We start from the raw sequence: 13,696 nt of genomic DNA on the forward strand, positions 1-13,696 counted from the left end.
AAGAGATTACTTAATCGACTGAAACCTTCGGGCTTATTGCAAGTAAATCCAACGCAGTTAGCGCTGAAAATAGCTGCCTGAGATCGATTTATTATCCAGAGCCAAGTTATTTCCTTAGAATTACCCACTTACATCTAGGTAGTACCAATCCGCAATAATACTTAATCAATTTGAGGGATTAAATCTGACGCTAACTGCGTTAAATATTTCTGATATACGACTGCACGGATGCTGGAGCAATTAGTGATAACAACTAAATAACGAAATTATTGCCTTGTTATTGGCACGATTTTCTTACCTCAAAATAGATCACTTAATTAAGCTAATAGGTATAAGAATAAAAATTTATCGTCTAATTTTTGAATCGAGCGTTGAATGTGGGAGAGCAAGCAATCCAATATACAAATTCAGCCTTGAAAGAGTAAACACGGTCTTACTCACCCAAAATTTTGCTAATGACAATAATTTTTCTAAATTTAGGATGTTTCCGAGAACCTTTCTATTTTTGCAATAAAAAAGCCCAGCAATGCTGGGCTATAAAATAATCTAAGGGAAAGTTGTTAACTTTGAGTTACATTGAATTGTCCAAATGTATAAACTTTGAACAAGTAAAAAGTATTTATCAGCACCAAACTCATATTTGAAATAACACTCGACGACATAAGATCTAAGCTAAAAGATAAAAATAACAAACCACATGCACTAATCGCGGCAACGCGTAGCAGTGTTATCTGGTTAATAAAGAATGCACCTAAACCTAGTGCAAGTAGTATCGTGTTTAAAAGCCAATCTAGCTCGTTTAGCATGGTCGTTTCAATAGTTCAGTTGTAGAAAAAAGGAGCGCCATTATGTTGATATTTTGCACACCTTTCAACCAAGTAATTTTAAATTTTCAGATTAGTTTTTTTAATGCTAAAAATAACTTCCAATCGCTGCAAATAAACCATGATCTGCTATGACTTGATACTTTTGACAGTTATTTAAACTTTCTGGATTAGTACATAAATAAAGGGATTTTCGTCTAGAATCTAATTGTGGGTGCAAGTTTGAATCTATAATGGTAGCTCCGTAGCCAAATACACCAGGCCAATAAATGCTTTCGCTTACCATCCCTAATTTTTTATAGGTGAGTAATGTCGGCTTTGGAAACGTTATTATTATTAATAGAGCAATGCTTAAAGTTATTATTAAACCTTTTTTTGACTTAGTTTCTTTGCCACCTTGGCTAGAAATAGTCGTACTTTGAGTTTCACTTATTGCGCCTTGCGATGCTGTACGAGGCCTACGTTGTTGTACTTGCTTTTTTTGGCAGGCGTTTTTCCAAGTAGTGTTTGTTTTTTTGTGTTTTTGACATAAAGCAGATCTGGCCTTTTTGGTGTAGGTCTCTATAATTAAATGAATAAATTTATATACCAATATAATAACGTAAATTTGGCTTGTAGCCTATGAGGAATGAAGATGAATACGCAGCTATCAATTTTAATTGTAGATGACGTTAGCACTGTACGCAGCTTTTTAAGTCAAACGCTGATGCATTTAGGGATAGATAACGTAAAGGAAGCATCTACCGCCTCACAGTGTATTAGCGAGTGCCGCGCTGCAAAATATAATATCATCTTTTTAGATATTGAATTACCTGATGGTGATGGTAAAGAATTAATTGCACAAATAAATGAATTAAGCCCTGAGACTAATGTTGTTATGGTATCGGCTCATTCGGGTATAGAGAATGTAAAAGATGCGATAGATAAAGGCGCTAAAGGTTTTGTGGTTAAGCCATTCACTCCTAAAAAAATAGCGGCAATGCTTAAGAAGTTCTATCCAGATTTAGAAAACGTGTAATTATATAATTAAATTTTAAATAAAAAAAAACCGGCAAAAGCCGGTTTTTTATATTTTATCAAAAACAAATTATAGAGCTTTAATCTTAGCTGCTATACGGCTCTTATGACGAGCTGCTTTGTTTTTGTGAATTAGACCCTTAGTTGCGTAACGGTCTAGGATAGGTGTAGCAACAGAAAAAGCTTGCTGTGCAGCTTCTTTATCGCCCGCTTCAATAGCAACAATTACTTTTTTGAAGTAAGTGCGCATCATTGAACGACGGCTTGCGTTGTGCTGACGGTTTTTTTCGCTTGTGATAGCGCGTTTTTTTGCAGACTTGATGTTAGCCAAGGTTTGCTCCTAACAATCTTAAAATAAAGCTTAAATTAAAGGCCGTGGAATATGCCTGTTTCAATCATGAATGTCAATTTAAATTTAACAATCCAAGAAAAACTGCACCATATAACGAGCATCAATTTGCCGCTTTAGCAGTTAATACCGACATTGTAACAAAGCACAGACCCCCAGCCTAGTGCTTTAAAGCGATTTATAAAAAAGACTGTGGCATAATTGCCTCTCTTAGGGATTTTTGAGTAGGTTTAAGGTGTCAAAAGGTTTATTTCGCTCCGGTATGATAGTTAGTTGTATGACTATGATATCGCGTATTTTAGGGCTCGTTCGAGATGCAGTCGTTGCTAACTTGTTAGGCGCAAGTGCAGCTGCTGATGTTTTTTTATTTGCTAACCGTATTCCTAATTTTCTACGTCGTTTATTTGCAGAAGGGGCGTTTGCACAAGCATTTGTACCCGTGTTGAGTGAAATTAAAGAGCAACAAGGTGACGACAAGGTCAGGCTTTTTGTTGCACAAGCGGCGGGTACATTAGGAACCATTTTATTGATTGTCACCATTATAGGTGTTGTTGCCTCCCCTGTTATTGCAGCATTATTTGGTACTGGTTGGTTTATAGATTGGTGGCAGGGCGGGCCTAATGCCGAAAAATTTGAACTTGCAAGTTCATTACTTAAATTTACATTCCCCTATTTATTTTTTGTAAGTTTAGTGGCGCTTAGTGGTGCAGTCATGAATGTGTATAACCGTTTTGCTGTTGCTGCATTTACACCTGTTCTACTCAATGTTTCTATTATTACATGTGCAATTTTTTTACATGATAAATTTAGCGTCGGGGCTTATTCTCTCGCAATTGGCGTATTTATTGGTGGCGTTGTACAGCTTTTGTTTCAACTTCCATTTTTATACCGTGCAAAAATGTTGGCGCGTCCGCGTTGGGCATGGCAAGACGAAAACGTAAAAAAAGTACGAAAACTTATGCTACCGGCTTTGTTTGGTGTCTCTATTAGTCAAATTAATCTGTTGTTAGATACCATGATTGCGTCATTACTGATGACGGGCTCAATTGCATGGCTTTATTATTCAGACCGCTTAATTGAATTTCCGCTGGGTTTATTTGGTATTGGTATTGCGACAGTTATTTTACCGGCGCTTTCTAAACTACATAGCAGTAAAAAAAGTAGCGACTTTCAGCAGACTCTCGATTGGGGAGTGCGTTTTGTTATATTTTTAGGCCTACCAGCAATGATAGGTTTAATGATCATCAGTCCACTTATTATTACCGTATTGTTCGACCACGGTGCTTTTAAAGAAGACAGTATTGATCATGTCAAAGCAGTAAGCCTAGGCGTAGCCGCATATTCAGTAGGGCTTGTAAGTTTTATGCTAATTAAAGTACTCGCTCCTGGCTTTTACGCTCGCCAGGACACTAAAACGCCGGTTCGTATTGGTATTATCACCTTAGTACTTAATATGGTGTTTAACATTATGCTGGCTCCTTTCATTGGTTATTTAGGGTTAGCACTTGCTACTTCGTTATCGGCTAGCTGCAATGCATTTTTATTATACAGGCAGCTTAAAAAAGAAAATGTATACCAGTTCTCATCAATGAGTATACGTTTTACACTTAAATGTGTTGTTGCAAGTGCGGTTATGGGAGCTGTTACATGGTTTGTGAGCAGTTACTATTATTGGGCTGCATGGAGCTTTACACATCAGGTAATGTTATTAATAGCATTAGTGGCTTTGGCAGGTATTAGTTACTTTGCAATGCTATTTTTGATGGGTGTTAGACTAAATACGATAAAAAGTGTAGCAATTACTGAATCAAATTAAAAAAAGATTATAATCGGCAACTCTGCGACTTTAATTAATTTTTAGTCGTAATTAATAACTCGCTAAACAAGGCATTAGGTGGCATGGAGTTAATTAGAGGTATACACAATATTCGCCCGCACCATTTTGGTTGTGTGTTAACTATTGGTAATTTTGACGGTGTTCATTTAGGCCACGCAGAAGTATTAAAAGGTTTACTTAGCGATGCTAAAGCACATAGTTTGCCAAGCACTGTAATGCTGTTTGAGCCTCAGCCACAAGAGTTTTTTGCTAAAAATAATGCCCCAGCACGGCTAACGCGCTTACGAGATAAGCTACGTTTGCTAAGTGATTTAGGTATCGAGCGAGTTATTTGCATTAGCTTTAATCAGCAATTTGCAAACATGCATGCTGAGCAATTCGTTAATGAGATTTTGATTAAAAAGTTAGGTGTTAAAGCACTTACTGTTGGTGATGATTTTAAGTTTGGAAAGCAACGCCAAGGTAACTTTCACTTACTTGCTAGCATGGGTAAGCAAGCGGGCATGGATGTAAAAAGCACCGCGAGCTTTCGTCAATTAAATGCTAGAGTAAGCAGCACTTTAATACGAGATGCTTTAGCATCCGGTGACTTAGCGAGTGCTAAAATAATGCTTGGTCACGATTATGCTATTTCTGGGCGTGTTATACATGGCTGGAAAAGAGGACGCGAACTCGGTTTTAGAACGGCAAATATTGCCCTAAAACGCCAAGTGTGTCCTGTTAACGGAGTGTTTGCAGTGCAAGCAACGATTGCAGGAAAACAGATTTTTGGAGTTGCAAATGTAGGTAATAAGCCGACATTCAATGGAACTCGTGCATTATTAGAAGTTCACCTTTTTGATTTTGCACAGGATATTTACGGACAATTTATGCATGTGGAGTTAATAAAAAAACTTCGCGATGAGAAAAAATTCGAGACATTAACACAATTAACGGCGCAAATAGCAACTGATGTTGCTGCCGCTAAGCAGTGTTTTGGTTTAAATCAGGTAGCCGATAGAGACGGAATGTAGGATAAATGAGCGACTATAAACATACTTTGAACTTACCGGAAACACCGTTTCCAATGCGTGGCAATTTGGCACAACGTGAACCAAAAATGCTTAAAGCATGGTATGAGGACGACCTTTACGGTCAAATTCGCAGCGCTAAGAAAGGTAAAAAAACCTTTATTTTGCATGACGGCCCTCCGTATGCAAATGGCGATATCCATTTAGGCCACTCAGTTAATAAAATATTAAAAGATATTATTGTTAAGTCTAAAACATTATCTGACTTTGATTCACCATTAGTTCCAGGTTGGGATTGTCATGGTTTACCAATCGAGTTAATGGTTGAGAAAAAAGTAGGCAAGCCAGGTGTAAAAGTTACTGCGAGTGAGTTTCGTGAAAAATGCCGTGCATACGCTAAAAAACAAGTTGAAGGTCAAAAAGTTGATTTTAAACGTCTAGGCGTATTTGCAGATTGGGATAAGCCTTACTTAACAATGAACTTTGACTTTGAAGCGAATGCAATTCGTGTACTTGGTCGTATTATTGAAAAAGGTCATTTGCATAAAGGTGCTAAGCCTGTGCATTGGTGTACAGATTGTGGTTCTGCATTAGCAGAAGCAGAAGTTGAATACCAAGATAAGCAATCTCCAGCGATTGATGTGCGTTTTACATTTGTTGATCAAGATGCTGTTGTGAGTGCATTTGATTTGGCTGATGGTCATAAAGGTGAAGGCAGTGTTGGTACTGTTATTTGGACAACAACACCGTGGACGCTTCCTGCAAACCGCGCTGTGGCTGTGCATGCCGATTTAGAGTATGCGTTGGTACAGGTTGAAGATGAAGGCGTACAACAACGTCTAATTTTAGGCTCTGAGCTTGTTAAAGATGCTATGGACCGCTTTGGTTTTAATCACTTTCACGTACTAGGGTATGTAAAAGGTGCTGCGCTTGAAAACTTACAAGTAGCCCATCCTTTTTATGATTTTAATGTACCAGTGATTGTTGCTGAACACGTAACGACTGATTCAGGTACTGGTGTTGTACATACCGCACCTGGGCATGGTCAAGAAGATTTCGTGGCTGGTTTAAATTACAACCTTGAAGTGGCTAACCCTGTTGGTGCAAATGGTGTTTATTTACCAGATACCGAACTTTTTGCAGGTCAGCACGTATTTAAGGCGAATGCGAGCGTAATTGAAGTATTAAAAGAGCACGGTGCGCTTATGCATCATCATGCGCTTACGCATAGTTACCCACACTGTTGGCGTCATAAAACACCAATCATTTTCCGTGCTACACCACAATGGTTTGTAAGCATGGATCAGGCTAACTTACGTCAAGATTCTTTAAAAGAAATTAAAAACACGCAATGGTTACCAGAGTGGGGCGAAAGCCGTATTTCTAACATGGTTGAAAGCCGCCCAGATTGGTGTATTTCTCGCCAGCGTACTTGGGGCGTGCCAATCGCGTTGTTCGTTGACAAAGACACTGGGGCACTTCACCCAAATACACAAGAGCTAATTGCTCAAGCAGCAGCGCTTGTTGAAAAGTCTGGTATTCAAGCATGGTACGATTTAGAACCAGCTACATTACTTGGTGAAGAAGATGCCAAGCAATACATGAAAGTGCAAGATACGCTAGATGTATGGTTTGACTCAGGTGTTTCACATGCATGTGTTGTAGACGCACGTGAAGACTTAGTTGGTCCAGCTGATTTATACCTTGAAGGTTCTGATCAGCATCGTGGTTGGTTTATGTCGTCAATGATGACGTCAGTGGCAATTAATGGTCATGCGCCATACCGCCAAGTATTGACTCATGGTTTTACAGTTGATGAAAACGGCCGCAAGATGTCTAAGTCACTAGGCAATGTTATTTCTCCACAAAATGTGATGAATAAACTAGGCGCCGACATTCTACGTTTATGGGTGGCTTCTACCGATTACACGGCAGAAATGACTGTGTCGGATGAGATATTTAAACGCTCAGCCGATCGTTACCGTCGTATTCGTAACACCAGCCGTTACTTGCTTGCTAACCTAAATGGTTTTGATCCAAAAACTGATCAAGTAGCTGTTGATGATATGGTTGAGCTTGATAAGTGGATTGTTGGCCGTGCTGCTCAGTTACAAGACGAGATTTTAGCCGCGTACGACAGCTACCAAATGCTATTAGTAACGCAAAAGCTAATGAACTTCTGTACGGGTGAACTTGGTTCGTTCTATTTAGATGTTATTAAAGATCGTCAATACACAGCTAAGAGCGACAGCCATGCACGTCGTTCTTGTCAAACAGCGCTTTATCATATAGCAGAAGCAATGACGCGTTGGATGGCCCCTATTATGAGCTTTACCGCACAAGAAATTTGGGAAGCTTTACCGGGTGAGCGTAGTGACTACGTATTTACATCAGTTTGGTATGATGGCTTACAAGCACCAACAAATAGCCAATTTAGTAACGATGACTGGTTAGAAATTCTAACAGTACGTGACGAAGTAAACCGCTTATTAGAAGCTGCACGTAAAGAAGAAGTCATTGGTGCAACACTTCAAGCAACGGTTAATTTATTTACGAGTAAAGAGCTTGCCGCTAAGTTAAATGCGCTTGGTGATGAACTGCGTTTTGTATTGTTAACATCAGCGGTAAATGTTACTGAAGTTGATAGCCAGCCTGCTGATACACAAGCTACCGAAATTGAAGGTTTGTTCATTAGTGTTGCTGCAACAGATGCTGCTAAATGTGAGCGTTGTTGGCATTACAGTGAAGATGTAGGTGTTAACCCAGCTCATCCTGAAATTTGTGGTCGCTGTGTAAGTAATGTTGATGGCGAAGGTGAAAAGCGTCAATTCGCTTAGGAGTTATTCTTAGTGAGCAAACTAGCCCAAAAAAGTGGTTTAGTGTGGCTTTGGTTGAGTCTATTACTTTTAGTAATAGACTTTGCCAGTAAAACACTTGTTGTAGGGACAATGGCTTATCAAGAGACGATAAATTTACTCCCTGTTTTTAGTATTACTTATGTGCATAATTATGGTGCTGCTTATAGCTTTTTAAGTGAAGCGGGTGGTTGGCAGCGTTGGTTTTTAAGTGCAATTGCCATTGCTATTAGTGCTTTGCTTGTGTGGTGGCTAAAACGTTTACCTGCAACAAACAAAGTACTATGCGGTGCCTATGCACTGGTACTTGCAGGCGCTATTGGTAATTTATACGATCGTATTGCGTATGGTTATGTAATCGATTTTATTCACGTATTTTATAAAGACTCACATTTTCCTGTATTCAATATTGCTGATTGCGCTATTTGTATTGGCGCAGCATTATTGTTATTTGACGCCTTTACCGGCGAGAGTCCGAAGGAGCATAAAGCATGAGCCAAGCTGTAATTGGTGAAAACTCGCAAGTTATTTTTCATTTTTCTATTAAATTAGAAGATGGCTCTGCCGCTGATTCTACCAAGGTGCACAATAAACCTGCTAAATTAACAATGGGCGATGGCAGCTTAACGGCAAACTTCGAAAAGTGTTTATTAGGGCTAACTGCAGGCGAAAGTAAAACGTTTGAATTAGAACCTGAAGATGCATTTGGTCAGCCAAACCCAGATAATATTTACTACGTTGACCGTAGTAAGTTTGGTCCAGAAACACCAGCTAAGGTAGGTGCAATTATTGCGTTTACTCAACCTGATGGGACTGAGCTTCCAGGTTTAGTACGTGAAGTGCAAGGCGAGTCGGTAACGATTGATTTTAATCACCCTTTATCTGGTCAGCGTTTAACGTTTGAAGTTGATATTATAGAGGTAGAAGGTTAATGGAAATATTATTAGCTAATCCACGCGGCTTTTGCGCTGGTGTTGACCGTGCTATTAGTATTGTTGAGCGCGCTTTGGATATTTTTGAAAAGCCAATTTATGTTCGCCACGAAGTAGTACATAACCGCTATGTGGTTGATGGACTAAAAAGCCGTGGTGCGGTTTTTGTTGAAGAGCTTGATCAAGTACCTGACGACAGCATTGTTATTTTTAGCGCACATGGCGTATCGCAAGCTGTTCGCAGCGAGGCTAAACGCCGTGACTTAAAAGTATTTGATGCAACGTGTCCGCTGGTAACTAAAGTACATATGGAAGTTACACGTGCGAGTCGCAAAGGTATTGAGTGTATTTTAATTGGACACCATGGTCACCCTGAAGTAGAGGGAACAATGGGGCAATATGATAACTCAGCCGGTGGCATTTACCTTGTTGAAACTGTTGACGATGTAATTGCGCTTGATGTAAAAAATGCTGAAAACCTTTTTTATTGCAGCCAAACAACACTCTCAGTTGATGACACAGCTGATGTTATTGATGCGTTACGCAGTAAGTTCCCATCAATTGACGGACCGCGTAAAGATGACATTTGTTATGCAACGCAAAATCGTCAAGACGCTGTGCGTGACTTAGCTGACAAAGTTGACGTGCTATTAGTCGTTGGCGCTAAAAATAGCTCTAATTCTAATCGCTTGCGTGAGCTGGCAGATAAAATGGGCACGGTTGCTTATTTAATTGATGATGCAACTGATGTGCAAGAACAGTGGGTTTCAGGCTCTAAATCAGTGGGTGTTACTGCGGGAGCCTCTGCGCCAGAAGTACTTGTACAACAAGTTATAAGCCGTTTAAAAGAGCTAGGTGGCACACAGGTTGTTGAAAACCCAGGCGAAGAAGAGAATATCGTATTTGCTGTTCCTGTAGAGCTACGTTAATTTAAAATTTAGATTAAAGGAGAGTCGTTATGAGCAAGTCACTTCAAAATGATGGTTTGCTTTTTTCGGCTCTTTTTAATGAGCGAGGCGTATTAGCTTCGCTTATTGTTTCTCAAGTTATTGCTATTGTTTTAGCCTTTGCACCCAATGTAGAAGGCGATATTTGGCTTCGACTTGGGATCATTAGTTTATTTTTACATTTAATTGTTTTAGTCGGCACTTCTTCTTTATATTTTTGTCGTTTTTTTTACAAAACCGTACTCAAGCTTTTCAGTTAAGTCTATTTTTTGCCTCTTTTTTATTATCTACATGCATTTTTAGTATTTTATTTTCCCATTTTGCTTTTGATATAGATGATACAAAGAACCTAATTTATTTTACACTTCGCAATTGCATTATAGTGGCTTTGCTGGCGGCTTTATTCGTCCAATTTTTATTAATTCATTTTGAAAAAGCGCAACAAACTAAGGCGCTCTCTCGTGCTGAGCTTGATGCCTTACAAGCTAGAATACGTCCTCATTTTTTATATAATAGTTTAAACACTGCTGCAGAGCTTACCCATCATGATGCCGATGCGGCAGAGCAAGCCATTTTAGCATTAGCCGCCTTATCGCAGGCTGCAATGCACTCAGGAAAAAATGTATCTCTTGACGATGAAATAACACTGAGTAAGCAATATATAGCACTTGAAACATGGCGTTTTGGTAACCGCTTAAGAGTTGATTGGCAAATACCCAATGAACTACCTGCATTGAGTATTCCTTGTTTAACACTGCAGCCATTAATTGAAAATGCGGTATGCCACGGCGTTGAAACAAGTGAGCATGGTGCAGAAATAAAAGTAGAGCTGCATATTACTACCGGCTATATAACCATGATTGTATCTAACCCCATAGTAATTTCTAATGCTCAAACTAGGCCTAATAACGGCATGGCGCTTGAAAATATTCGCCAGCGATTAAATATTTATTATAAAAATAAAGCGCAGCTAACAATTACTAGTAAAAATGATGTGTTTAGGGTCAAGGTCGTGATCCCTAAGCTAATTGAGGGCAGTGTATGAATGTACTCATTGTTGATGATGAACCTCTTGCGAGATCGCGCTTAATTCGTTTGTTAGCACACGACAAAAGTATAGTTGTACAAGGTGAGGCAAGTAATGGTAATGAAGCCCTAATACTTGCTAAAAAGCAAACGCCAGATTTAATTTTTTTAGATGTTGATATGCCTGGAATGAATGGTTTACAAGTTGCTAATGAGCTCAATAGTTTAATTCTACCTCCAGCAATTGTTTTTATAACTGCTCACCCTGAGCATGCCTTCGATGCTTTACAATTAAGCGCAGCGGGTTATTTAGTTAAACCTATTTCAGAGCAATCATTGCAAAAGGTGCTTAAGCAAGTCGGGCGTTTAAACAAAGTGCATATTCAAAAACAGCAAAATGTAAAAATTTCTTATCAGCTAGCTGGTACTCTACGTAGCGTTGATATAAAAGATGTTTTGTACTTTAGTGCAGAAGAAAAATACACCAAAATGGTATTTTTAACTGGAGAAGCTTTACTAGAACAAAGTTTAAAGCAGTTAGAATTACTCTATCCAGCGTATGTTTTACGAATTCATCGTAATACATTAGTTAATAAAAAAAGGGTTATTGCTTTGCATTCGCAAGGGAGTAGTCATCACATGATTGAACTTAAAGGGAGTCGCGAGTTACTGCCTGTTAGTCGTCGTGAGGTCAAGGCTGTCAAAAGCGCGCTTTGATTTTATACCTCTTAAATATATTCTGTTAACCGCTTATCAACAAATTTAACCGCCTATCGTAGTATTGATTGAACATTACCATTTAGCAGATAAACTAATAATTAGATAATTTTCATTTGGTTTTTTTATGCAATCTTACTCTCCTTCTTCCAAAAAGGTTTCACACTGATAGAAGTGCTTATTGCATTTATTATTCTCAGCTTTGGTTTGTTAGGTGCTATCGCACTACAAGCTAAAGCAAAGCAAGCAAGTTTTGATTCAATGCAGCGCGCTGCGGCTGTAGCGCTTGGCAACGATATTATTCAACGTATTCGTGCTAATGATACGTCTCAATTAGGCACACTCTATAAACAAACGTTTAATAGCCAAACAGCTATGAAATCGACAACTACTTGTTTTAGTAATTCATGCAGTTCAGCACAAATTGCGCTGTTGGATATTGAACAGTGGAAACGAGCTATACGCGCTCGCGAAAATACAGGAACGCTGGATGGGGCCACAGTATGTATAAACCCTTCAGCTATTGGTGGCTCAGGCGGTAAAGCATTCAACTTAGAGGTTGTTGTCTCGTGGCAAGGCAGGCAAGAATTTACCGCTAATAAAGCGACGGGCGATATTAAATGCGGGACAGCAGATAAACGACGCCGTCTAGTTGTTTTGACCAGCTATATTTATCTTAGGAGCTAAGCATGAAACAAAAAGGGTTTACACTTATAGAAGTCATGATCTCTCTTTTATTGGTGGTCTTGTACTTGGTGGTGTCATGTTTACCTACATAGGTATGAAAGTAACAACTCGAGATACTATGACAATAGGCGAGCTGCAAGAGTCAGGTCGCTTAGCTATAAATATAATGCAACGAGATATTGAGCAAATTGGGTTTTGGGGAACATTTTATGATGATTCATTTTCATCAGCGAACACGACGACATTAGCAACACCTAATGCAGCAAACGATTGCCTTGAAGGCTTAAATAACGGCAGTTTCCCAGATCTTTCCAGTACCACTAACTTTCGCACTATTTATGCCAAAACAGCGGGAGCCGTAAAAGAGCTTAATTGCGTAACTAATCCAATAGGTGGAACGGATATCCTGCAGCTTAAGTTTTTACAGGGTGATCCAATTACAGTTAAAGCGGGCAGTAATGAAACACAAAATAAAGAAAATTACTTTATAGCAGAGCAAGAGCGTGCACAATTTGTGCGAAATATTGTTGATCCAGCGACGCTAAATGTTAATGCGACAGTGTGGCCGTATAGTCACCATGTTTATTATATTTCTAATCAAACCTATACGGTAAATAATAATAAGTTAACGGTTCCTGCATTAATGCGTAAACGTTTGGTTGACGATGCTATGAAAACCGAAACAATAATGGAAGGGGTCGAAAACATGCGTTTTGTTTTTGGCTTAGACACAACAAATGATAGTCGAATAGATATGTATAAGAGCATTGATAATATGGCTCCAGCCGATTGGGAAAATCGCAAAGGAATTTTAACTGTGCAAGTATTTTTATTGATACGGGCCCTGCAACCTGATGCAGACCTTAGCATTAAAAATCAAACATACACGTTAGGCGAAGATGCAGATAATAGAGAATTACAATTTACAGATAATTTTAGGCGAACTGTTTTTACAACGACTATTCGATTAAATAACGTTGGGGAAAATTTATGGCGCATTTAATGAAATCACAAATCAAGCAACAAGGTGTTGTACTGATTACTGCTTTGATAATGGTAATTGCTGTCACGGGTATTGCGGTAACATTAATGAGCAGTAGCAGTATTGATATTAAAATTACGAATGCAGCACAAGAGCGCGAAGTAGCTGAAAATGAATTGATAGGCGAAGTACTTCGCGTGATTGCTGAGGAAGCAAATAAAGGTGCGGCTAATCAGTTCTTCTTGTCACCCGAGGAAGTCACTAAAATAGCTGACAAAAGCACCGACGGAATGCTTATTGCTGAACATAATGGTATGCCAAGTAAAATGATTAACTTAAATAAAGGCGCACTTAATCTGGAGTGTCCGAGGTGCTATAGCTGCACAAAAGGGGTTGCTTGCAATATGATGCAAGTATCAACAACAATAGAGTATGGCTCTAAAAGCAAACATCAGTTAACCATTGTTACCGGTATTGCTCAACAAATGGCTAGTACAGGCAAAGGAATTTAAA

At 38.9% G+C, this 13,696-nt stretch carries 13 protein-coding genes and 2 pseudogenes; 12 read left to right on the forward strand and 3 right to left on the reverse strand.

The features are described from left to right. Positions 1–560 precede the first annotated feature (560 nt). Together P4S71_RS14475 and P4S71_RS14480 are read right to left on the reverse strand one after the other, a co-directional pair. Positions 561–806, reverse strand: a complete 246-nt coding sequence (locus tag P4S71_RS14475; protein ID WP_007376914.1) for a hypothetical protein — start codon at positions 804–806, stop codon at positions 561–563. Positions 807–912: 106 nt separating this feature from the next. After that, positions 913–1,416: a hypothetical protein gene (locus P4S71_RS14480; protein ID WP_337150887.1), complete on the reverse strand. Its 504-nt coding sequence runs from the start codon at positions 1,414–1,416 to the stop codon at positions 913–915. A gap of 42 nt (positions 1,417–1,458) precedes the next feature. Between P4S71_RS14480 and P4S71_RS14485 the strand changes: the two genes are divergently transcribed. Next, positions 1,459–1,842 carry a response regulator gene (locus tag P4S71_RS14485; RefSeq protein WP_007376916.1) on the forward strand — a complete coding sequence of 128 codons (384 nt, stop codon included), beginning with the start codon at positions 1,459–1,461 and terminating at the stop codon, positions 1,840–1,842. Between the two features lie 69 nt (positions 1,843–1,911). On the opposite strand, the gene rpsT is transcribed toward P4S71_RS14485, so the two are convergent. Then, the gene (rpsT, locus tag P4S71_RS14490; protein ID WP_002958225.1) at positions 1,912–2,172 is read right to left on the reverse strand and encodes a 30S ribosomal protein S20; all 261 of its coding nucleotides are present in this window, start codon (positions 2,170–2,172) and stop codon (positions 1,912–1,914) included. A 295-nt stretch (positions 2,173–2,467) separates the two neighbouring features. On the opposite strand from rpsT, the gene murJ reads away from it, so the two are divergent. From murJ to P4S71_RS14545, 11 genes and pseudogenes are all read left to right on the forward strand, one after another. Next, positions 2,468–4,006, forward strand: coding sequence for a murein biosynthesis integral membrane protein MurJ (gene murJ / locus P4S71_RS14495; protein ID WP_442961681.1), 1,539 nt, complete (start codon positions 2,468–2,470; stop codon positions 4,004–4,006). 83 nt (positions 4,007–4,089) lie between these two features. After that, positions 4,090–5,040, forward strand: coding sequence for a bifunctional riboflavin kinase/FAD synthetase (gene ribF, locus P4S71_RS14500; RefSeq protein WP_096793492.1), 951 nt, complete (start codon positions 4,090–4,092; stop codon positions 5,038–5,040). A 5-nt stretch (positions 5,041–5,045) separates the two neighbouring features. Then, positions 5,046–7,874, forward strand: coding sequence for an isoleucine--tRNA ligase (gene ileS / locus P4S71_RS14505; RefSeq protein ID WP_337150889.1), 2,829 nt, complete (start codon positions 5,046–5,048; stop codon positions 7,872–7,874). Positions 7,875–7,886: 12 nt separating this feature from the next. Next, positions 7,887–8,387 (forward strand): signal peptidase II, encoded by a 501-nt coding sequence (gene lspA / locus P4S71_RS14510; protein WP_337150890.1) that lies wholly within the window; start codon positions 7,887–7,889, stop codon positions 8,385–8,387. Further along, positions 8,384–8,824 (forward strand): FKBP-type peptidyl-prolyl cis-trans isomerase, encoded by a 441-nt coding sequence (gene fkpB, locus P4S71_RS14515; protein ID WP_002958231.1) that lies wholly within the window; start codon positions 8,384–8,386, stop codon positions 8,822–8,824. Before lspA ends, fkpB begins: the two co-directional genes overlap by 4 nt. Then, the gene (ispH, locus tag P4S71_RS14520; RefSeq protein ID WP_008135758.1) at positions 8,824–9,753 is read left to right on the forward strand and encodes a 4-hydroxy-3-methylbut-2-enyl diphosphate reductase; all 930 of its coding nucleotides are present in this window, start codon (positions 8,824–8,826) and stop codon (positions 9,751–9,753) included. Before fkpB ends, ispH begins: the two co-directional genes overlap by 1 nt. Before the next feature lie 29 nt (positions 9,754–9,782). Then, positions 9,783–10,816: pseudogene (locus P4S71_RS14525) on the forward strand (sensor histidine kinase). After that, positions 10,813–11,514 (forward strand): LytR/AlgR family response regulator transcription factor, encoded by a 702-nt coding sequence (locus P4S71_RS14530; protein ID WP_337150891.1) that lies wholly within the window; start codon positions 10,813–10,815, stop codon positions 11,512–11,514. The pseudogene P4S71_RS14525 and the gene P4S71_RS14530 overlap by 4 nt, the downstream one beginning before the upstream one ends. A gap of 132 nt (positions 11,515–11,646) precedes the next feature. Beyond that, positions 11,647–12,201, forward strand: a complete 555-nt coding sequence (gene pilV / locus P4S71_RS14535; RefSeq protein WP_337151632.1) for a type IV pilus modification protein PilV — start codon at positions 11,647–11,649, stop codon at positions 12,199–12,201. A 2-nt stretch (positions 12,202–12,203) separates the two neighbouring features. Beyond that, a pseudogene (locus P4S71_RS14540) lies at positions 12,204–13,204 on the forward strand (PilW family protein). Then, positions 13,192–13,695 (forward strand): pilus assembly protein PilX, encoded by a 504-nt coding sequence (locus P4S71_RS14545; RefSeq protein WP_337150892.1) that lies wholly within the window; start codon positions 13,192–13,194, stop codon positions 13,693–13,695. Before P4S71_RS14540 ends, P4S71_RS14545 begins: the two are co-directional and overlap by 13 nt. The last annotated feature ends 1 nt before the right edge of the window (position 13,696 follow it).

It is taken from the genome of Pseudoalteromonas sp. B62, from assembly GCF_037162565.1.
GTDB classification, from domain to species: Bacteria; Pseudomonadota; Gammaproteobacteria; order Enterobacterales; family Alteromonadaceae; genus Pseudoalteromonas; species Pseudoalteromonas fuliginea.